Origin of the sequence: Streptomyces umbrinus (assembly GCF_030817415.1) — a bacterium.
GTDB lineage: Bacteria > Actinomycetota > Actinomycetes > Streptomycetales > Streptomycetaceae > Streptomyces > Streptomyces umbrinus_A.
In genome coordinates this window covers 9665169-9685044 of the sequence record NZ_JAUSZI010000002.1, presented here as the reverse complement: position 1 = coordinate 9685044, position 19876 = coordinate 9665169, and the positions used below count along the sequence as shown (strand labels likewise).

At 69.1% G+C, this 19876-nt stretch carries 17 protein-coding genes and 1 pseudogene; 13 read left to right on the top strand and 5 right to left on the bottom strand.

Annotated elements, in window-relative coordinates; all coding sequences use genetic code 11:
* Window positions 1-2 precede the first annotated feature (2 nt).
* On the top strand, window positions 3-1025 hold the full coding sequence (locus QF035_RS42760) for an alcohol dehydrogenase catalytic domain-containing protein (RefSeq protein ID WP_307526857.1): 1023 nt from the start codon (window positions 3-5) through the stop codon (window positions 1023-1025).
* An 82-nt stretch (window positions 1026-1107) separates the two neighbouring features.
* Here the strand turns inward: QF035_RS42760 and QF035_RS42755 are convergent, their stop codons facing one another.
* On the bottom strand, window positions 1108-1728 hold the full coding sequence (locus QF035_RS42755) for a TetR family transcriptional regulator (protein ID WP_307526855.1): 621 nt from the start codon (window positions 1726-1728) through the stop codon (window positions 1108-1110).
* A 122-nt stretch (window positions 1729-1850) separates the two neighbouring features.
* Between QF035_RS42755 and QF035_RS42750 the strand changes: the two genes are divergently transcribed.
* On the top strand, window positions 1851-2843 hold the full coding sequence (locus QF035_RS42750) for an aldo/keto reductase (protein WP_307526853.1): 993 nt from the start codon (window positions 1851-1853) through the stop codon (window positions 2841-2843).
* Window positions 2844-2897: 54 nt separating this feature from the next.
* Here QF035_RS42750 and QF035_RS42745 read toward each other — a convergent pair whose 3' ends face one another.
* Window positions 2898-3728 carry a helix-turn-helix domain-containing protein gene (locus QF035_RS42745; RefSeq protein ID WP_307526851.1) on the bottom strand — a complete coding sequence of 277 codons (831 nt, stop codon included), beginning with the start codon at window positions 3726-3728 and terminating at the stop codon, window positions 2898-2900.
* A 237-nt stretch (window positions 3729-3965) separates the two neighbouring features.
* Between QF035_RS42745 and QF035_RS42740 the strand changes: the two genes are divergently transcribed.
* The 7 genes and pseudogenes from QF035_RS42740 (at window position 3966) to QF035_RS42710 (ending at window position 11661) form a co-directional block, all read left to right on the top strand.
* Window positions 3966-4361: an MmcQ/YjbR family DNA-binding protein gene (locus QF035_RS42740; RefSeq protein WP_307526849.1), complete on the top strand. Its 396-nt coding sequence runs from the start codon at window positions 3966-3968 to the stop codon at window positions 4359-4361.
* Window positions 4358-4726 carry an MmcQ/YjbR family DNA-binding protein gene (locus tag QF035_RS42735; RefSeq protein ID WP_307526848.1) on the top strand — a complete coding sequence of 123 codons (369 nt, stop codon included), beginning with the start codon at window positions 4358-4360 and terminating at the stop codon, window positions 4724-4726. Before QF035_RS42740 ends, QF035_RS42735 begins: the two co-directional genes overlap by 4 nt.
* 100 nt (window positions 4727-4826) lie before the next feature.
* Window positions 4827-6140, top strand: a complete 1314-nt coding sequence (locus QF035_RS42730; RefSeq protein ID WP_307526847.1) for a replication-associated recombination protein A — start codon at window positions 4827-4829, stop codon at window positions 6138-6140.
* Between the two features lie 280 nt (window positions 6141-6420).
* A pseudogene (locus QF035_RS42725) lies at window positions 6421-7108 on the top strand (TnsA-like heteromeric transposase endonuclease subunit); the annotation flags it as partial.
* 3 nt (window positions 7109-7111) lie between these two features.
* Window positions 7112-8986: a Mu transposase C-terminal domain-containing protein gene (locus tag QF035_RS42720; RefSeq protein WP_307531831.1), complete on the top strand. Its 1875-nt coding sequence runs from the start codon at window positions 7112-7114 to the stop codon at window positions 8984-8986.
* The gene (locus QF035_RS42715) at window positions 8983-10032 is read left to right on the top strand and encodes an ATP-binding protein (protein WP_307526846.1); all 1050 of its coding nucleotides are present in this window, start codon (window positions 8983-8985) and stop codon (window positions 10030-10032) included. Before QF035_RS42720 ends, QF035_RS42715 begins: the two co-directional genes overlap by 4 nt.
* A gap of 636 nt (window positions 10033-10668) precedes the next feature.
* Window positions 10669-11661, top strand: coding sequence for a TniQ family protein (locus tag QF035_RS42710; protein ID WP_307526845.1), 993 nt, complete (start codon window positions 10669-10671; stop codon window positions 11659-11661).
* 29 nt (window positions 11662-11690) lie between these two features.
* Here the strand turns inward: QF035_RS42710 and QF035_RS42705 are convergent, their stop codons facing one another.
* On the bottom strand, window positions 11691-12218 hold the full coding sequence (locus QF035_RS42705) for a GNAT family N-acetyltransferase (protein ID WP_307526843.1): 528 nt from the start codon (window positions 12216-12218) through the stop codon (window positions 11691-11693).
* A 561-nt stretch (window positions 12219-12779) separates the two neighbouring features.
* Between QF035_RS42705 and QF035_RS42700 the strand changes: the two genes are divergently transcribed.
* Window positions 12780-13598 (top strand): PhzF family phenazine biosynthesis protein, encoded by an 819-nt coding sequence (locus tag QF035_RS42700; RefSeq protein ID WP_307526841.1) that lies wholly within the window; start codon window positions 12780-12782, stop codon window positions 13596-13598.
* A 64-nt stretch (window positions 13599-13662) separates the two neighbouring features.
* On the opposite strand, the gene QF035_RS42695 is transcribed toward QF035_RS42700, so the two are convergent.
* Window positions 13663-14463 (bottom strand): CPBP family intramembrane glutamic endopeptidase, encoded by an 801-nt coding sequence (locus QF035_RS42695; RefSeq protein WP_200399636.1) that lies wholly within the window; start codon window positions 14461-14463, stop codon window positions 13663-13665.
* A 195-nt stretch (window positions 14464-14658) separates the two neighbouring features.
* On the opposite strand from QF035_RS42695, the gene QF035_RS42690 reads away from it, so the two are divergent.
* Entirely contained in the window at window positions 14659-16428 is a 1770-nt protein-coding gene (locus tag QF035_RS42690) for a substrate-binding and VWA domain-containing protein (protein ID WP_307526838.1), read from the top strand.
* Between the two features lie 67 nt (window positions 16429-16495).
* Here the strand turns inward: QF035_RS42690 and QF035_RS42685 are convergent, their stop codons facing one another.
* Complete coding sequence (locus QF035_RS42685; protein WP_307526836.1) at window positions 16496-18016, bottom strand: glutamate--cysteine ligase; 1521 nt, start codon at window positions 18014-18016, stop codon at window positions 16496-16498.
* 567 nt (window positions 18017-18583) lie between these two features.
* On the opposite strand from QF035_RS42685, the gene QF035_RS42680 reads away from it, so the two are divergent.
* Both QF035_RS42680 and QF035_RS42675 read left to right on the top strand, forming a co-directional pair.
* Entirely contained in the window at window positions 18584-19180 is a 597-nt protein-coding gene (locus tag QF035_RS42680; RefSeq protein WP_307526834.1) for a hypothetical protein, read from the top strand.
* Window positions 19181-19582: 402 nt separating this feature from the next.
* Window positions 19583-19786 carry a DUF5999 family protein gene (locus QF035_RS42675; protein ID WP_200399633.1) on the top strand — a complete coding sequence of 68 codons (204 nt, stop codon included), beginning with the start codon at window positions 19583-19585 and terminating at the stop codon, window positions 19784-19786.
* Window positions 19787-19876 lie beyond the last annotated feature (90 nt).

The window sequence follows — 19876 nt, the reverse complement described above, 5'->3', positions numbered from 1 at the left end:
GTATGAGCCAAGGGACAGCAGCCGGCGACGCCGCACCGGCGACGATGCGGGCCGTCGTCGTCACCCGGCCCGGCGGCCTCGACGCACTGGAGATCAAGGACGTGCCGGTGCCCATACGCAAGCCCGGCTGGGTGCGGATCAGGGTGAAGGCGTTCGGCGTCAACGAGTCCGAGATCACCACCCGCAAGGGCGAGTCGGACGCGGAGGTCACCTACCCGCGCGTTCCCGGCATCGAGGGCGTCGGCGTGGTCGACGAGACCGACGAGGACAGCGGACTGCGGCCGGGACAGCAGGTGGCGACCATGATGGGCAACATGGGCCGCTCGTACGACGGCGCGTACGCCCAGTACGTGAGCGTCCCAGCCGGGCAGGTCATCCCGTTCGAGACCAGTCTGCCGTGGGAGGTCGTCGGTGCGCTGCCGGAGATGTTCCAGACCGCCTACGGATCGCTGACTACCGGCCTGGATCTCAACGCCGGGCAGACGCTGCTGATCCGCGGCGGCACCTCCACGGTCGGGCTGAGCGCGGCCACCATCGCGAAGGACCTCGGAGCCACCGTCCTGTCCACCACCCGCATCCCCGGCCGGGCCGGGGAACTGCGGGCGGCGGGCGTTGACCATCCCCTTGTCGACGACGGCACCCTCGCCGACCAGGTGCGCGCGCTGCTGCCGGACGGCGTGGACGCCGCACTGGAACTTGTGGGCTGCTCGGCCCTCGCCGACACCCTCCGCACCGTCCGCCGCCACGGCACCGTCTGCTTCACCGGAGCCCTGGCGGGGCAATGGACGATCCCCGACTTCACCCCGTTCATGATCCCCAGCGGGGTGCGGCTGACTAGCTATGCGGGCGAGGCCGCCGACCTGCCAGCCGACGTCTTCGCCCACCAGCTCCAGGCCATCGCCGCAGGACGCCTCAAGGTCCCGGTCGCGAAGGTCTACCACGGCCTGGAACAGGTCTGTGACGCCCAGGCCGACCTCGAGTCCGGCGCCATGCCGGGCAAGCACGTCGTCGTCCTGGACGACTGAGCCCGGATCCCTCGACTTCAGCGGCAAGAGCGATCGGGGCCGTCACGTATTGTTCGCGCAGGGCGGCCGCCAGTCCGGGGACTCAGCGCGCTCGAGGGAAAAGCTGCTCGACTGCTGTCACCACCGCGGCGCGGCGGGCGGCGATGGTGGGGTCCACGGCGTGTGCCGCGGCGGCCTCGCTGAGTTCGGGTTGCGACGCCCAGGTCATGGCGATCTGGTTGACCAGGGCAAGGACGTCGGCCGGGTCCCAGGCGGGGTCGAGCTGTCCAGTCTGCTGCACCCGGCGGAGCTGGTCGATTTTGCGGGCGATCACTGCCTGGTCGGGATCGTCGGTAGCGGCTCTGGTGCCCGGCAGTTCGAGGCGGCCCCAGGTGATCAGGCGGTGGTGGTCCGGACGGGCGACGAAGTAGTCGAACAGGCGACCCGCGTAGCCAGGGAGGTCGTAAGGGTCCATCTGGGTGGCCTCGGCGATGACTACGTACTCCCGTGCAGCGACAGCGGCATAGAGCGCATCTTTGCCGCGGAAGTAGGCGTAGACGCGTTCTTTGCTGGTCCTGGCGAGCTTGGCGATGCGGTCCACGCGGGCGCCGGCGATGCCGTGGCGGGCGAACTCCTCCATGGCAGCGGTAAGGATGCGCTCGCGCGTGGTGTCGCCGCCGGAGGCGGGCGCTGCGGTCTGGCCTGAGTCGCGGGACTGGGACATAACCCGAGGATAAGACACCGAACCGTTCGGTTTGGCATCCGGGCGATCGGCACGTAGAGTCAAACAGAACAGTTCGGTTTGGCCTGTGTGGTGAAGCCGGCGAAACACTGAGGAGTGAACTCATGCAGCACCGCAATCTGGGCTCACAGGGTCTGCGCGTCTCGGCGCTCGGCCTGGGGATCATGGGCATGTCCATGGCTTACGGCGCCTCGAACGACGACGAGGGCATCGCGACCATCCGCCGCGCCCACGAAGTCGGGATCGACTTCTTCGACACCGCCGAGCTGTACGGCGCCGGTACCGGCAGCAACGAGATCCTCCTCGGCAAGGCGGTCAAGAACTTCCGCGACGAGGTGGCCCTCGCCACCAAGTTCGGCTTCGACATGACCGCCCCGGCGATCAGCCCCGCCTTCAACAGCCGCCCGGAAAACATCCGCAAGGTCGCCGAGAACAGCCTGCGCTACCTGCAGAGCGACCACATCGATCTCTTCTACCAGCACATCTCCGACCCCGCCGTTCCGGTCGAGGAGGTCGCCGGCGTGGTCGGCGAACTGATCGCCGAGGGCAAGGTGAAGTACTTCGGCCTGAGCAACGTCGGCCCCCAGTACATCCGCCGCGCCCACGCCGTCACCCCGGTCTCCGTGCTCCAGTACGAGTACTCGCTCTTCGAGCGGGAGGTCGAGGAGAAGATCCTTCCCGTCCTGCGGGAACTCGGCATCGGCCTGGTGCCCTACTCCCCGCTCGGCCGCGGCTTCCTCACCGGCCAGGTCAAACCCGCCAGCGAGTACCCCGCGGACGACATGCGCAGCTGGGACGAGCGTTGGCAGGGCGAGAACTACACGTACAACGTGCGCGCCACCAAACAGCTCAAGAACCTGGCCGACACCAAGGGCACCACTACCGCCCAGCTCGCGCTGGCGTGGCTGCTCGCCCAGGGTGAGGACATCGCGCCCATTCCCGGCACCCGCAGCACCAAGCGCATCGAGGAGAACGCCGGCGCCGTCGACGTCCAGCTCTCGGCCGCCGATCTGGCCCGCATCGCCGAGATCCTTCCCCACGGCTCGGCAGGCAGCCGCCTCCCGGCCGCGGTACTGTCCAGCTTCACCACAGACTGACCGCGCCGGGAGCCATCTCCTCCTGACGGGCAAGGGGCCTGCGCCGCGTTTCCGTCACGCGTCGGTCCCGGCTGCGCGGGCCACGAAGGCGGCCGGGGTGAGGCCGGTGCGGTCGCGGAAGAAGCGGCCGAAGTTCGCGGGGTCGGTGAAGCCGAGGTGTACGGCCACGGCCCGGGCGTCCCAACCGGCGCTTCCCAGCAGGCGCCGGGCCTCCAGGAGGCGCCGCTCGTCGATGAGTTCACGTACTCCCTTGCCGGCGGCATCCTGGGCGGCACGACTGATGGTGCGGACCGAGCAGCCGAGCAACTCGGCGTAGTCCGCGGCTTGGTGCAGCTCGCGAAAGTGCAGCTCCAAGGCGTCCAGGAAGTGTCGGTATCTGTCGGCGCGGCCCGCGCCGGCCACGGCTGTCCCGGTGGGGGCGATGCCCGGGGAGTTGGCCAGGCGCAGCAGCAGTGATTCGAGCAGGCTACGCCGCAGCGCGTGGTGGATGTCGAGAGGGCGGCGCCCCAGTGCGCGGTGTTCGTCCAGGAGTTGGAGTGCCGTCTGCTGGAGCCAGGCGGTGTCGTCGGGGTGCGGGCTGAGCACGGCAGGTGCCCCGTGCGCGGTGAGCGGGGCCAGGAGACGGGCGAGGTCGGGCCGCAGTACGTCCGGTTCGAACAGGATGAACGGGCCGCGGGCCGCGCCGGGCGGATGCCAGCACTGTGCGTGTCCGGGACGCACCCACAGCCACTGGCCGGGGGTGACGGTCCGCGTGACGTGGTCGACGTCGTGCCGCAGCTCACCCTCGGTGACGGCGATGAGGTAGTGGAAGGTGGCGCGGCCCGGACGGGGCGGGTTCCACGGCCAGTCGTCGTGGTGGGCGAAGAAGTCCTCGACGGTGCTCACCTCGAGGCCATACGGGGTACCGACCGGGGGCTGGAAACCGAACAGCGGAACCGCAGCCGGACCGGCCGCGCTTCCACTCGGATCGGGGTGTCCCTTGTCGACCATCACGTGTCCGCAGCCTACCGCCCTTCCGGGCGGCTGCGGCGGAAGGATGGGACGAGCCACCGCGCCCGCGCGGCGCGCCCTCCACATTCCTCGATGCCACAGTCCGTCACCACCTGAGGAAGGCAACGCCCCATGAACGGATCGGCCCTGCACCAGACCGCCGCCGACTGCGCGGAGGAACTCCCGGGAGCCCAGCTGGAGCACCCCTTCGGCCCGGACTGGGAGGTCTACAAGGTGCGCGGCAAGGTGTTCATGCTGATGACGGAAGTCCCGGGGCGGCCCGTCGTGATCCTCAAGGCGGACCCCGGAGAGGCCCACGCTCTGCGGGAGCAGTACAGCCACATCACCCCCGGCTATCACATGAACAAGAAGCACTGGATCACCGTGGAGGGCGGAGAAGGCGTCGACAAGGAGCTCGTCAGGGAGCTCGTCACCGACTCCTACCGGCTCGTCGTCGCCCAACTGCCCAAGGCCGAGCGGCCCGTCGACCCGCACACCTACGGCACCGGCACGCGGGTGGCCCGGTGACCGCGGCCGGTGACCGGCTTCAGGACACCGCCCGCCGGGCGGCCCTGGCCCTCCCTGACGTCAGCCACGGCTACCCCTTCACACCCGGACTCGACGTGTACAAGGTCGCGGGCAAGGTGTTCCTGATCGTCACGGACGACCCGGACGTCCAGATCATCACGGTCAAGTGCGAGCCCGAGCACGCGCGGGCACTGGAGCGTGGCCATGCCTCGATCACGCCGGGCCGCTACCTCGACAAACACCACTGGATCTCGCTCGGGCCGGGCCCCGGCATCACCGAGCGGCTGATCGCCGACGCGGTCGAGGATTCCTACGACCTGGCCGTCGAGCGGCTGCCCAGGCGCGACCGCCCCCGTAGCCGCTGAGCACCGCCAGCGCGCCCACGAGCCGCTGAGCCCACGTCTGTCAGTGCCCCGTGCGAGGCTCGCCACGCCCGCACACCTTTGCCTGCGATCCGAGAGACCAATGGAACCGACCGAAGCGACCCTGCCGCTCTTCGACGAGGAGCCCGCCCGGCCCCTCGCTGACCGCCTGCGCCCCACCCAGCTGGATGAGGTCGTCGGGCAGGACCACCTCCTGGCCCCGGACGCCCCGCTGGGTCGCATGGTCGCTCAGCAACGCCTCGGCTCCGCCATCCTGTGGGGTCCGCCCGGCGTCGGGAAGACGACCATCGCCCGCCTGCTCGCGGACGGCAGCAACCTGGCCTTCGAACCGGTGTCGGCCACCTTCTCCGGCGTGGCCGACCTGCGCAAGGTCTTCGCCGCCGCCCGCAGCCGGCGCGGCATCGGCCAGGGCACCCTGCTGTTCGTCGACGAGATCCACCGCTTCAACCGCGCCCAGCAGGACAGCTTCCTGCCCTACGTCGAGGACGGCACGATCACCCTGATCGGCGCCACCACGGAGAACCCGAGCTTCGAACTCAACGGCGCCCTCCTCTCCCGCACCCAGGTCCTCGTCCTCAAACGCCTCGACGAAGCCGCCCTGTCCACACTCCTCGACCGTGCCGAGGGCCTCACCGGCCACCGGCTGCCCCTGGACGACGACGCCCGCCGCGCCCTGATCGCCATGGCCGACGGCGACGGCCGCTACCTCCTCAACATGGCCGAACAGCTCCAAGCCCTCCCGAACCCCGGCACCCCCCTGGACACCGCCGCCCTCGCCCACCACATCCAGCAGCGCGCCCCGCTATACGACAAGGCGCAGGAGAGCCACTACAACCTGATCTCCGCGCTCCACAAGTCGATGCGTGGCTCCGACCCGGACGCGGCCCTGTACTGGCTCGCCCGCATGCTCGACGGCGGCGAGGACCCCCTGTTCGTGGCCCGCCGCCTGGTCCGCTTCGCGAACGAAGACATCGGCATCGCCGACCCGCACGCCATCCAGCAGGCCCTCGCCGCTTGGGACGTGTACGAGCGACTCGGCTCCCCCGAGGGCGAGTTGGCGATCGCCCAGGCCGTTCTATACCTCGCCACGGCCCCCAAGTCCATCGCCGTCTACCGCGGCTTCAACGCGGCCCACCGATCCGCCCGCCGCACCGGCTCACTCATGCCGCCCGCCCACATCCTCAACGCCCCGACCCGGCTGATGAAGGACCTCGGCTACGGCAAGGATTACCAGTACGACCCCGACACCACCGGCGGCTTCTCCGGCGCCGACTACTTTCCCGACGACATGGACCGCGAGACCTATTACCAGCCCACACGCAACGGCTACGAAGCCCAGATCAGCGAACGGCTACGCCACTGGGCCGCCCTCCGCGCTCGCCGACGCAGCGGCTGACGCGGACGCGTGGGCAGCGCACAGAATGTGCACACGGCAGATGTCGCGCACAATCCGCATCCAGCGTCCCCCTCCGACACGATGTTCCACGCTATCGCCCGCCGTGTTGACATCCAATCCAGTCGACGCAGGTCAGCGCGCTGCGCACGACTAACTTCGCTGTCGAAGGACAGCCGCTGTCCCGTCTCACTCAATCGAGTCGTTTTCTCAACGAACCGAGTCGTTCGGGCTTCTGTCTCAGCGAACCTAGTCGCGCGGTTGAGCGCGCTGGGGGTGCTGGATGGCTGTACCGGCTGGAGTGGATCACGCGGGGCCGTGCGTCGAGCTGTCGTACGTGGACGCGGTGCACGGGCGTCGTCGGCGTCCGCTACGCGACTGTGTGACGGGCCGGTTCGAGGATGTCGATCCCGTGCGTACGTTTCGCTGGTCGCGCGGTGAGCGTCACTTCCCGGGCTGGTACTGGGCGGCGACGACCGGGCAGCACGTCGGCTTTGAGTCTTGGCTGGAGCGGGACCAACTGCTGCTGCTGGACTTCGATCCGCACGTGGTGGGCATCGGCTCGCAGCCGTTCTGGCTGCACTGGCATGACGGCGAGCGGGAGCGTCGGCACGCCCCGGACTACTTCGTGCGCCGCGCGGACGGCTCGGCGGTGGTCGTCGATGTTCGTGCGGACGATCGGATCGAGCCGAAGGACGCCGAGGCGTTCGAGGTGACGCGTCTGCTCTGCGCCCAGGCCGGGTGGAGGTTCGAGCGGCTGGGGGTGCCGGACGCGGTGCTGCTCGCGAATGTCCGGTGGCTGTCGCGCTACCGGCACCCACGGTGTCTGCACCACCCGGCGGCTGCCCGGCTCCGGGAGGTCTTCGCAGCCCCGGGACCTCTCATGGTGGGGGCAGACGCCGCCGGGGATCGGCTGTTGACGCTGCCGGTGCATTTTCCACCTCCTCTGGATCCAGGATCTAACCTCCGAGGAGATGACGAGGCAGGTGCCGCAGACGTCCCGCATCGCGGAGTTTCCCGAGGCCGCCGCTGACCAGGCCCGCTGGTGGGAGAGGCATATCCTGGAGGTCTTGCACGGCCTGCCGCCAGATGCTCCAGAAGGGGCCAAGCCGCGGCCGGAGTTCGATGCGGAACAGCGCTCGCTGGCCCAGCGCGAGCGGGCCAAGGCTGCGGAGCTGACGGCAGCTGGGCACCAGGTGTCAGCCAGCGGAATCAAGCAGCGGCGTCAGCGCTACCAGCGCGATGGACTGGTCGGGCTGGCGGACCGCCGTTCGGCCAAGCAGATGCAGGCCTTCGGCCAGGTCGAGCCCGCTGTGGTGGAGGCCATGCGACGGGCGATTGCCGAGACCGCCGAAGCCTCGTCGAGGACGATCGGCTTCATCATCTGGCGGACCAAGCAGATCCTGTCCGACCAGGAGGAGACAACCGGCGTTGAACTGCCGTCTCGGGCCACGCTCTACCGGCTGTTCGACAAGCTCGCCACGGGCACCCATGCCACCGGGTCGGCCCGAACCCGCCGATCGATTGGTGCACGGCCGTCTGGGCCGTTTGGCGAAGTGCCGGCGAGTGCGCCCGGCGAGCTGATGCAGATCGATTCCACACCGATGGACGTGCTGGTGAGACTAGATGACGGTGTCGCCGAGAAGGTCGAACTGACGGGCATGGTGGACATCGCCACCAGGTCGATCACCGCAGCGGTGTTGTGGCCCTCCACGAAGGCCGCGGACGCCTCCGCGCTGCTGGCTCGCAGTGTTACCCCTGAGGCGATGCGTCCTGGCTGGGCGGAAGCCTTGCGGATGTCCCGGTCAGCGTTGCCGCACCGGCGGCTGCTGAGCATCGACAAGCGCCTGGAACACGCGGCCGCCCGCCCGGTGATCGTGCCGGAGACGATCGTCTGCGACCACGGCAGCGTCTTCATCTCGCACGCCTTCCGCGCGTCCTGCTGCTATCTGGGCATCAACCTGCAGCCGGCGCACAAGGCGACGCCGACCGACAAGGGCACGATCGAGAAGACCCTGGGCTCTGTTGCCACACTGTTCGCCCAGTTCGTCGCGGGATACACCGGCTCGACGACGGACCGGCGCGGCCGGGCCCTGGAAGAAGGACCGCTGTGGTCACTGCCCGAACTTCAGAACCTCCTCGACGAATGGATCATTGCCTGCTGGCAGACGAGGCCCCACGACTCTCTGCGCGACCCGGACGCACCGGCACGGGCATTCTCGCCGAACGAGAAGTACGCGACGCTGCTTGAGTCCTGCGGATACGTGCCAGTGCCGCTAAGTGGGGAGGACTACGTCGAGCTGCTGCCCGAACGCTGGCAGGCAATCAACGCCTACGGAATCCGCATCAAGCACCGCACCTACGACAGCCCTGAGTTGAACCCGTTGCGCCGCCAGCGCTCCGGGGTGACGACGAAGAAGGGCCTGTGGGAGGTCCACTACGACCCCTACGACGTCTCCCGGATCTGGGTACGCGACGCCCGCGCTGATCGGTGGATCACCGTGTTCTGGAAGCATCTGCACCGCGTCGGCGTCCCCTTCGGTGAGCTGGCCTGGGACCACGCTCGCGCCCAGGTCCCCGGCGGCACCGAGGAACAGATCGCGGATGCGGCCTCTGCCCTGCTGCGGCGGGCCCACGACGGTCCCGCTGCGGAACAGAACCGTCCGGCCAAGCGCTCGAAGCGCGACCGCCGCGTCGCCGCTCGCACCCGGGCCACCACGACCGACCGCCCGGTCCCCGACCCGCGCGCCACCGAGCCCGAACACAACGACGAGTCGGACACCGAGCTCGCCGACGTCATCCCTCTGGGCCTGTTCGACCCGCTCGCCAACCCCTGGAAGCGCACATGACCCCCTCCTGCCCAGCGGCTGGACCCACGACAGTGCAGGAGGCCGACGCCGAGGCGAACCGGCAGCTGACCACTCTGGCCGGTTGGCGGAAGTTCATCGACGGCCCGCCTCCGCCCCCGGCCCAACTGTCCCTGGATGAACTGCGGCAGCTGTCACCAACCGAGCGGGACCTTTACGACGAGGACCGCCTCGATCATCACGCCCGGATGCTCACGGTCTCCACGTCGTTTGTCGAGAAGACACGGATCTGCGGCCGTCGCCTGGTCCTGCTGAACCGGCACGCGATCAGCGCCCGGCGCGGCCTGATGGTCTCAGGCCTTCCAGGCACCGGCAAGACCAGCGCCATCGCTCAGCTCGGCCGCGCCCACGAACTCCTCGACCGGGCCCGTCACCCAACGGTCGGCGATCGCATCCCGGTCCTCTACATCACCGTTCCGCCCGCTGCGACCGCCCGCATGGTCGCGGCGGAGTTCGCCCGGTTCCTGGGGCTTCCGGTCCGTCCCCGGTCGAACATGACCGACATCATCGAGGCCGTGGTGGGGGTCTGCACCGACACCCGCACGGGTCTCGTGGTCGTCGACGAGATCCACAACATCTCGCAGAGGACACAGGCCGGGGCCGAGGTCTCCGACACCTTGAAGTACTTCTCCGAACGCATCCCCGCCACCTTCGTCTACGCCGGGATCGATTTGGAGACCAGTGAACTGCTGATCGGCACACGAGGCGCTCAGATCGCAGGCCGCTTCACTCTCGTCCCCACCGGCCCGTTCCCCTACGGCGACGAATGGAAGGGTCTCATCGCGACCATGGAAGAGACCCTGATCCTGCACGATCATCCACCGCGCAGCCTGGTCAAACTGGACCGCTACCTGCACAACCGCACCGACGGGATGATCGGAGCCCTGTCCCACGCCATCCGGGGCGCCGCGATCGACGCGATCCTCAACGGCACCGAGCGCGTCACCAAGGAAGGCCTCGACGCCATCCCCCTGGATCACGCCGCGGAATCTGTCCGTCCCGCCCGGAAGCCCGCCAGGCAGCGATGATCGATACCCGTCCTCCCCGCCTGCCGATCTACGTTCGCGCCCAGCCGTCAGCGACACCGTCGACTCCTACATCCGTCATCTCGCGCGAGCCAACCATCTCCCGCCCGCCGATCTACGTTCCCACCTCTGCGCGGCAGGCTCCACTGGCCCTCCACTTATCGAGAAGCTGGCCACGGCCACGGGTCGACCCCTTGCTGACCTGCAACGAGCGCTCACCGACACGCGATGCAGCATCTGCTACCAGCCCCTGCGTTCCCGGACGGTCAAGGGCCGGCCCGCACGGTGGTGTTCCGACCGCTGCCGCGTGATCGCCCGCCGGAAGCGCGTCCCACTCTCGCACCAGGGCGCCCTTCGCCACTCGCTCCGCGCCGCGTCCTGCGCCCATTGCGGCACCGTCGTCCAGCGCAACCGCCCGTTTCGCTGGTGCTCCGAGCCTTGCAGGCAGGCCTCCTACGAGGTCCGCTGGGCCAACGGTGAGTGCGGGCAGTGCGGCCGACAGCTACAACAGAGCACGGACGCCTTGTCTGCTGGCGGGCGCCTACAGAAGTGGTGTTCACGAATCTGCCGCGTTGCGGCTGACCGTGCACGCCTCAGAGCAGGTCCGGCAGCCCATCCTGCGCCAGAACGCGGCGAGTGATGCCGCTGCGAGCACCGCTTCCACGCACCGTCTCGCTCTTTCACAACGAGACTCTGGACTCCTTTCTCGGCCGGCTCGCCGCCGCCAACCACCTTCCCGCCGACCAACTGCTGCCCCTCTTGGAAATCCGCCGGACCAAGAAGACCCCCATCAACACCCTTCTGGAGCCGCTCGCCGCTGCGGCCGGTGTCACGCGCACCGCCCTGGAACTGGCCCTGCCGGAATTCCTCGACACCGACGCTCCCGACAAACCCGGCACCATCGGCCGCCCGCGGGCAACGTTGCGCACGGCCATCCAACGTCCGGCCTGCCGACGTTGCACCCACGCCGCAGGCATCGCTCTGCCCGTGACTTGCTGGACCACCCACGATCGCAACGTCTGTCTCTGCCACCGTCTCTGGATCGGCGACGGCATCACAAACGCCGACGAACAGGTCGACATCAGCAGGATCCCCGACACAGTCAGGGCTCAAAGGCACCACCGGAATCTGATGACTCGGCATGGCCGCCGCTGGGTCCGCAGCGCCTATCCAGAGGCCCGCAAGATCTACTTCACCTGGCTGGAGAGCAGCGCTGACCCGTTTGAATTACTCAACACCGCGCGCCGCCTCCTCACCGACGGCGCAGGGAAGGCGCCCGCCCGCGACCTGACACTCGCGATGGTCTTTCACCCCCAGGTCGTGGCCCTCACCGGACTCCTCGCAGGCCGAGAGTGGGAACGCCGCGCTGTCGCCACCGGCCACGTCACCTGGCTCATCGAGCAGATCACCCTCCGCGGCATCCTCCTCGGCTACGTCCCCAAGGAACGCCAGGACCCTCTGATCCAATGGGTTGAGCAGCACTTCTCCCTCCACAAGTTCGCTGCCTTCCACCGCAGCCGGAGGATTTACGACGCATTCTTCCCACGCGAAACCATCCCGCCGTCACGGCACCACGAGGAAGTGAGCACCGAAACACGGTGGAGCCCTTTCCATCCCTACTACCGTTGCTGAGCCCACCGAGCCGCACCGCACCGCCACTCTTAAGCGATCTCAATGCTGAGTTGGGAGCCCAGCTCCTCGAAGCCCAATGCAGCCGCAACACGCCGGGAGGCGGGCGGGCGCGCGCGCCACTGCGGCAGCAGCCCGAAAGCGAGGGCATGAGCGACCGCCGCTGAGCCCGTCACCCGTGCCAGTCCCCGCCCTCGCGTTTCTGGCGCGGTCAGGACGCAGACATGGGCCGTCCGCCTCGGCCAGGCCCGATATCCCGCAGCAGCAACCACTTGGCCATGCTCGCGAACCACGAACGCGGGCGACGTAATCTCCTCCAGAGCAGCCTCACCAGCGTCCTCGTGACCAGCCACCTGCTCCAAGCTCCGCAAATCCGGATGAGCAGCTGACAGTTGCTCCACGGCCAACGCGCCAGCTTCCACTGGCCGGAAACCCGCTGGGGACACATATGACAGCGCCGCCGGCCCGAGCGCCCGAGCCACCGGAAGGGCCTCCCGGACCAAAGCGCCATCCACGACGGCCTCTACCGGAAGTCTCCCCAGTGCCTCACGAACGATCATGGCGGCACTGTCACTCGGCGCGGTCACGATCGCTGATCCACCCAGAGCTACCACTCCGACCCAGCCAACCGGGCACAGCCCGGACCGCGGGGAGACCGCAACGTTCACGCCGCCCAGCGGGGCGAACGACACCGGCACCTGGGCCAGGTCCTCCCAGAGCCCACGGCTCTGGCCACCAACGGATCCATCGACATGGCCTCGATCCTGCCAGCCGAAGCAAGCCGCTGACCTGCGAATTAACGAGAGGCATCGCCAGCTATGGCACGGCGACACTCCATTGACGTCGTCGCGGGCGAACCGGATCGACTGAGATCACATGAGACGGACAGATGCAGTCTGTCTCAACGAACCCAGTCCACGCTTCTCACTCAATCCAGTCCACGCAGGTCAGCGTCACGCAGACGACTAACTTCAATGAGACAGGACAGCCGCCGAAAGAGGACGTCGCCGCCACGCACGCACGTCCACGAGCCCCCATGGATCCCCCACGCCCCACCACCGGTCCACCCGCCCCTGATTGGCCTTGGCCCGGGGCTCCGATCAGCGCCTAGCGTCTGCCTCATGCGGATTCGAATCGTCGACGCCTTCACCGACCGCCCCTTCGCCGGCAACCCGGCCGGGGTCCTCCTCCTCGACGCCTCCACGTCCTTCCCGGACGACGCCTGGCTCCAGAACGTGGCCCTGGAGGTCAACCACGCCGAGACCGCGTTCGCCCACCCCCTCCCGGCGGGCGGAGAGGCCGACTGGGCGCTGCGCTGGTTCACGCCCACCGCCGAGGTGGCGATGTGCGGCCACGCGACCCTCGCCACGGCGCACGTACTGGCCACGACGGGCGCCGCCCAGGGACCCGTACGGTTCGCGACCAGGAGCGGCGTGCTCATCGCCACCGCGCACGACGACGGCACGATCACGCTGGACTTCCCGACGGCCCCGCTCACCCCGGTCGAGGTCCCGCAGGGCATCGCCGAGGCCCTGGGCGCCGAGCCGCTCACCGCCCATGACACGGGCCCGAACGTCGGCGACCTGCTGGTCGAACTCGCCGACGAGAAGGCGGTCCTGGGCCTCTCCCCCGACCTCGCGTCCCTCGCCCGCCACTCCGAGCGCGGCATCATCGCCACGGCCCTCGCCGGGGACCCCTCCGAGGGCTACGACTTCGTGTCCCGCTGCTTCTTCCCGAACATCGGCATCGACGAGGACCCGGTCACCGGCAGCGCCCACACCGCCCTCGCGCCCTTCTGGTCCGAGCGCCTCGGCCGCACCGCCCTCACCGGCCGCCAGGCCTCGTCCCGCTCCGGCCTCGTACGGACCGAACTCCGCGGCGAGCGCACACTGCTCACCGGCCGCGCGGTCACCGTCATCGAGGGCGAACTGCTCGCCTGAACAGCGCGAAGGGGGCGTACGAGATCTCGTACGCCCCCTTCGCGCTGTTCAGGCTTCCCGCTGTTCACGCGGTGGGCAGCCAGCCCACTTTCCCCGCCAGCAGCGCGTACCCGACGAACGCCCCGATGTCGAGCAGCGAGTGGGCGACCACCAGCGGTCCGACGCGGCCCCAGCGGCGGTACAGGTAGACGAAGACCACGCCCATCACCATGTTGCCGATGAACCCGCCGATGCCCTGATAGAGGTGGTACGAGCCGCGCAGCACCGAGCTGGCCACCAGTGCGCCGACCGGGGTCCAGCCCAACTGGTCGAGGCGGCGCAGCAGATACCCGACGACGATGACCTCCTCCAGGACCGAGTTCTGGATCGCGGAGAGGATCAGCACCGGGTACTTCCACCACACCTCGGGCAGCGCCTCGGGCACCACGGTGAGGTTGAAGCCGAGTCCGCGGGCAGCCAGATAGAACGCGATGCCCGAGCTGCCGATCACCGCGGCGATCGCGGCACCCCGGGCGAGGTCCGGCCACGGACGGGTGCGGTCGAAGCCGAGCGTGCGCAGCCCCTTCCCCTCACGCAGCAGGAAGTGCGCGACGAGGGCGACCGGCACCAGCGCGGAGGCGATCCCGAACAGCTGCCACGCCAGATCGAGCCAGGGACGGCCCGGGGCGGCCGAGGCGTTGAGCGTGGCCGCCTGGTCCTTGAGACCTCCCGGTTTGGTGACCGAACCGACGAAGCTGATCAGCGCGGAGACCCCGCTGGCCCCGAGCGAGACGCCCAGTACAAGCAGTGTCTCGTCGCGGAGAATCCGCCGCGAGGGCCGGTCCTCGGGAAAAGAATCAGCCACCGACCCAGCCTCCACGTGCACTCCTGCCTCCAGTTGAGCAATCCCGCCTCATCCCCATCTTCGCCCCGCTAGGGTCTCGAAAGAAGTTGCGAAGATCGTGCGCGACAAGCCGTCGGGGGGACGGACGCCCTGCGGGCACCCCTCCCCCTATGCCATAGCATTCGGCCATTTCACGGCTTCAACGAATCCAGCTCGACCAGGGAAGGCACGACCGCCATGGGACGTCACAGCTTGCCCGACGGGTTCCGGAGGGGCGCCACCGGCCCCCGGCGGCGCGCTCGGCGCCGCAATGTGGCGCTGACGACGGCCCTCCTGGTCGCTGCCGCCGGGGGCACGGCCGCCGCGGTCGACGGCGGCGTACTCTCCTTCGGCTCGTCCTGCTGGGACAGTGCCGTGCGCCTGCGGATCGCCGCCGCTCCCGGCATCGCGCCCGCGCTCAAGGACGCGGCAGGCTACGCCCGGGACAACGACGTGACGTCCGACGGCAGTTGCCTCGACGTGCAGGTGACCGCCCAGGACGCGTACAAGGTCACGGACGCCCTGCGGTCGAATGAGAAGAGCGCCACCGAGTTCGAGGCATGGGTGCCGGACTCGGGTGTGTGGGTGAGCCGGATCATGGCGGACGGCAAGTCGGTTCCGGTGACGCCGGCGGGCAACGTCGCCTCGTCACCGGTGGGCGTGGCCATGATCCCGACGGCCGCGAAGTCGCTCGGGTGGCCCGTCAAGACGTACAGCTGGACCGAGCTGGCCGACGCGACGACGACGAGCGAGCGGCTGAGGCTCGGGGCGGGCGACCCGTCGCGCAGCGCCACCGGCCTGCTCGCCCTGACCCGGCTGACACACGCGGTCGGCAAGGCCAAGGACGGCGACATCCTGGCGGCGGCCACCGCGAAGGCCCTCTCGCTGCGCGCCTCCGACAGCGACAGCCAGGTCCTGGACACCCTGCCGCGCGACCTCTCGGGCACCGAGCAGGGCAACCCGAAGCGCAACCAGGCGCTGATCCTCTCCGAGCAGGCGGCGTTCGCGTACAACACGACCGCGGACAGCGGCGACGACCTCGACCTCTTCTACCCGAAGGACGGCTCGCCCCTGCTCGACTTCCCGTTCGCGCTGGTCGACGAGCCGGCGCTGACCACCGACGAGAGCCGGGCCGCGCTGCGGTTCATGACCCTCCTCGGCGAGCCCGACGGGCGCCGGATCCTGGAGAAGCACGGCTTCCGTACGGATGACGACGACATCCCGGACAAGCTGGTGACCCGCGCCGGCGGCCGCGCCCCGCAGCCGTACAGGGAACTGCCGGACACACCCGCCACGGACAAGGAGATCGAGGAAGCCCTCGGCATGTGGACGATCACCGTGCAGAGCGCCCGGCTCACCACGGTCGTCGACATCTCCGCGTCCATGTCGAAGCCGGTGCCGGGCACCAGCGAGTCCCGTATGGAGGTGACCAAGTCGGCGCTGTCACAGGCTCTGGCCACCTTCACCCCTCAGGACGAGGTCGGGCTCTGGACGTTCTCCAGGAAGGTCGACGGCGAGCGCGACTACCGCGTACTCGTCCCGACCGAGCGGCTGGCCGGCCGCGCGGCCGGCAGTACCCAGCGGGACCTTCTGTCGGCGGCCTTCGACAGCCTGAAGCCGGTCAAGGACGGCGCCACAGGCCTGTACGACACGACACTGGCGGCCTACAAGGAGGCCACGGCCTCCTACACGAAGGGCAAGTTCAACGGGCTGGTACTGCTCACCGACGGCGTGAACGATGACCCGGGGAGCATCTCGCGCTCCGCCCTCGTCGCCCAACTCCGGCAGCTGACCGATCCGGACCGCCCGGTACCGCTGATCGCGATCGCGGTGGGGCCGGAGGCCGACAAGAAGGAGCTCGACGAGATCGCCGAGGCGACCGGGGGCTCGGCCCACCTGGTCACCGACCCGTCCCAGATCCACTCGGTGATCCTGAAAGCCGTCGTACGGGCCGGCGACCAGAAGTGATCACCCACCGACCTCGCCACCACGCGTCACCCCACTGACCCCACCACCACACGTCACCCCGCCGACCTCACCCGAGCGAAACGGCGGGCGCCGGTAACCCGACCGGCCAGGTGTGCACGGGCTCACCGAGGTGCATCAGCTCGGCGTACCGTTTCGTCGTGGCGGCCAGCGCGGCATCCCGCCCCATGCCGTCCTCCAGCGCCTTGTGGAACGTACGGGACTGCCAGGAGGCCCCGTTGACGCCCCGCTTGCAGCGCTCTTCGATGACGCCGAGGTAGAGGTCCCGGTCGGCCGGCTCGACGCCCCACGCGTCCAGGCCCGCCGCCGCGAGCGGCAGCAGTTCGTCCAGCACCAGCCGGGTCGCGGGCATCCGCGTGGTCCCGCCGTACCTGCCGCGTCGCGGCCACTCCAGCCGCGCGTCGATGCCGTACCGGCAGGCGTGGTCGAAGTTGGCCGCCGCGGCCTCGAAGGGCAGCCGTGTCCACACCGGCCGCGCCTCGCCCGCGAGGGCCCGTACGAGCCCGTAGTAGAAGGCCGCGTTGGCGATGACGTCGGTGACCGTGGGGCCCGCGGGCAGCACACGGTTCTCCACGCGCAGATGCGGGACACCGTCGTCGATGCCGTACACCGGGCGGTTCCAGCGGTAGATGGTGCCGTTGTGGAGCACGAGTTCGGCGAGCCGGGGCGTGCCGCCCTTGTCGAGGACGGCCTGCGGATCCTCCTCGTCGCAGATGGGCAACAGAGGAGGGAAGAAACGCAGGTTCTCCTCGAACAGGTCGTACGCCGACGAGATCCACCGCTCCCCGAACCAGGTCCGCGGACGGACCCCCTGCGCCTGGAGCTCGGGCGGACGGGTGTCGGTGGACTGCAGGAACAGCGGAGGCCGCGACTCGCGCCACAGCTCACGGCCGAACAGGAAGGGCGAGTTGGCGCCCACCGCGACCTGGACGGCGGCCACCGCCTGCGCCGCGTTCCACACGTCGGCGAAGCGTCCGGGCGTGACCTGGAGGTGCAACTGAACGGAGGTGCAGGCGGCTTCGGGCGCGATGGACGCCGAGGTGCAGCTGAGCCGCTCCACACCCTCGATGTCCAGCCTGAAGTCCTCGCCGCGGGCGGCCACGATCTGGTCGTTGAGCAGCGTGTAGCGGTCCACGTCGGAAAGGTTCGCGGAGACCAGGTCGTCGCGGGCGATCGTCGGCAGAATACCGATCATCACGATTCCGGCGTCGACCTCGTTCGCCTTCCGGTGGGCATATGCGAGTGACGTGCGCAACTCCTCGGCGAGCCGGTCGAATACACGGCCGCCGAGCCGATGGGGAGCAATGTTTACTTCCAGATTGAACATGGCGAGTTCTGTTTGGAAATCCCGGCTCGCGATGCGCTCAAGTACTTGCGCATTCATCATTCTCGGCATGCCGTCAGGACCGGCGAGATTCAGCTCGATCTCCAGGCCCATGAGATTCTTTGGGCGGTCGAACCGCTTCTCCGCCAGCAACCGCGCCAGCCCCGCCAGACACTGCTGGAGCTTTTCGCGGTAGCGCTGCCGATCGGACAGGCCGATCGGTCCCGCCACGACCTTCTCCCCCATCGAAGTGTCCCTCCTCGACTGGGCAGCCCGACGAACCGGCCGCTGATGTCCCGGGTCACGTGGGATGATGCCCAGGCAATGTGATCGATAACGCCCTGGACGAACCCCCCGGGCGCTACTCTGAACGCGGTTGCCCACAGGCACATTCACCAGGCATGGGGCAGTGCGGGTTTTCGACGATCGGCCCTGTCGTGAAAAACGCCGACAGGAACCGGCCGTCCACCCCGATGGCATATTCCGAGGTCATCGACGGGTACCCCTGGAGAACCAGGACCAAACGCACGTCACGCCGACCGAATTGTCTCTTGCCCTTAATGCGCGGAACGGCTAGACGAAACACCGTCAGAACACGTGTCGTATAAACTCCGCGAACGAGGCAGAGAGTTGGCGTTCGCCATGGTAGGTCCTGCCGTCAAAGTGCCGCCCGCCACGCGGCCGACCCTTCGGGCGAACGACGTCACTTTGACGACAGGACCTTGGGCCCACGCTCCTCTGACCCGAGAGCTGACAGCGCCGTCCGCCCCCGCCCTCGCGCCACCATGCCTGTCGAATGAGAGGCGACCCACCATGCCGCTGCATGTGCCCCCGGCTCCCGCGCCCGCGTTGCGCACCGTCCTCACCGCCCTCGGTTCCCCCACCGCGGTCCGTGAAGCACGCACCCCGGCCCTGCGCAATGCCCAGGGACCCGCCACACCCGATCTCCCTCTGCCCGTCCACGTACTCGACCGGATCACCCCGGCGGGCACCTCCGCCACCCGCCTGGCCGGGTGGCGCTTCCTGATCCGCTGCGGCGAACGTGCCGTGGCGGCCGCGGAAACGAGGCTGACCCCCGACGGCTGGGCGTTCTCGCACTTCTTCGAGGGCCCGTACGTCACCGCCACCGAGCGCGCCCTGCGCCAGGCCGAGACGATGACCGGGTCGTACCAGGCCCGTCTGTTGTCCGTACCCGAGCTCTACATGCTCACACTCTGGCTGCACGGAGACTGCGCGGCCGACGGCGCCGAGGGCCATCCCGCTGCCACCGACCTTCTGGTGCCGCTGGCTCCCGCCCCGCCCGGCATCGCCGCGCACCGACCGCACCGCGTGGCCGAGCTGCTGCCCGTCCTGACCCATCGGCTCACGCCGACGCCGACGCCCGCCCCACTGCTCGGCTCACCCGCCTGAGCGCACCCCGGCTTCCGTGCCCCGCGGCCCCACCCCGGCCGCGGGGCACACTGCTGTGCACGGGCACACCTCTCCACTCCGCTCTGTGACCGCGTGGAAACTGTGTCGCGTGGAGTGACGTCCGGTGGACACAGCGCACCCCCGGCCCGTCCGGACTAGCCCCATCCGACCACTACGAACCACCCGAAGAGGCAGCCCAGTTGGAATGAACCGTCCGCACGGGTGATGCGTCATCAACCTGTGAGGAGCGCTGACGCCAAATCCCTGCGGATTGACGCCCGTAGGGCAACACTGGGTTCCGGACCATCTGACAAACGGGGGGCGGCAATGAGCATCAGTTCGAGCCGCGGAACAGACACGACACCGATCACCGACCTCACACCAAAGCGAAAGATCCCATCAATGTGCCAGCACCAGCCACCGTGCCCGACAGCCGACTCCGCCGACCGGGAGGCCGCGCTTCTCGTGGCGCACCACCCGGAACAGGGATGGAGCCTGCTGTGCAACGGCGTTCTCCTCTTCGAGGACACCGGTGAGCTTCTGCCGGACGGCCGGATCATCGCTCCACATCGACCTGTGGCCATGGACGTGATGACCGCCGCCTGAGCGGCGCGGTGCACCAAGGGCGGCGGGGCAGGCCGTCCGGACACACGAGGGGCCGGCCCGGGAAGCAATCCCGGAACCGGCCCCGACGCA

Bases quoted from the DNA above. Each gene is read 5' to 3' on its own strand.
- QF035_RS42760 (WP_307526857.1), top strand. From the start codon at position 3: ATGAGCCAAGGGACAGCAGCCGGCGACGCCGCACCGGCGACGATGCGG.
- QF035_RS42755 (WP_307526855.1), bottom strand. From the start codon at position 1,728: ATGTCCCAGTCCCGCGACTCAGGCCAGACCGCAGCGCCCGCCTCCGGC.
- QF035_RS42750 (WP_307526853.1), top strand. From the start codon at position 1,851: ATGCAGCACCGCAATCTGGGCTCACAGGGTCTGCGCGTCTCGGCGCTC.
- QF035_RS42740 (WP_307526849.1), top strand. From the start codon at position 3,966: ATGAACGGATCGGCCCTGCACCAGACCGCCGCCGACTGCGCGGAGGAA.
- QF035_RS42730 (WP_307526847.1), top strand. From the start codon at position 4,827: ATGGAACCGACCGAAGCGACCCTGCCGCTCTTCGACGAGGAGCCCGCC.
- QF035_RS42720 (WP_307531831.1), top strand. From the start codon at position 7,112: ATGACGAGGCAGGTGCCGCAGACGTCCCGCATCGCGGAGTTTCCCGAG.
- QF035_RS42715 (WP_307526846.1), top strand. From the start codon at position 8,983: ATGACCCCCTCCTGCCCAGCGGCTGGACCCACGACAGTGCAGGAGGCC.
- QF035_RS42710 (WP_307526845.1), top strand. From the start codon at position 10,669: ATGCCGCTGCGAGCACCGCTTCCACGCACCGTCTCGCTCTTTCACAAC.
- QF035_RS42705 (WP_307526843.1), bottom strand. From the start codon at position 12,218: ATGATCGTTCGTGAGGCACTGGGGAGACTTCCGGTAGAGGCCGTCGTG.
- QF035_RS42700 (WP_307526841.1), top strand. From the start codon at position 12,780: ATGCGGATTCGAATCGTCGACGCCTTCACCGACCGCCCCTTCGCCGGC.
- QF035_RS42690 (WP_307526838.1), top strand. From the start codon at position 14,659: ATGGGACGTCACAGCTTGCCCGACGGGTTCCGGAGGGGCGCCACCGGC.
- QF035_RS42685 (WP_307526836.1), bottom strand. From the start codon at position 18,016: ATGGGGGAGAAGGTCGTGGCGGGACCGATCGGCCTGTCCGATCGGCAG.
- QF035_RS42680 (WP_307526834.1), top strand. From the start codon at position 18,584: ATGCCGCTGCATGTGCCCCCGGCTCCCGCGCCCGCGTTGCGCACCGTC.
- QF035_RS42675 (WP_200399633.1), top strand. From the start codon at position 19,583: ATGTGCCAGCACCAGCCACCGTGCCCGACAGCCGACTCCGCCGACCGG.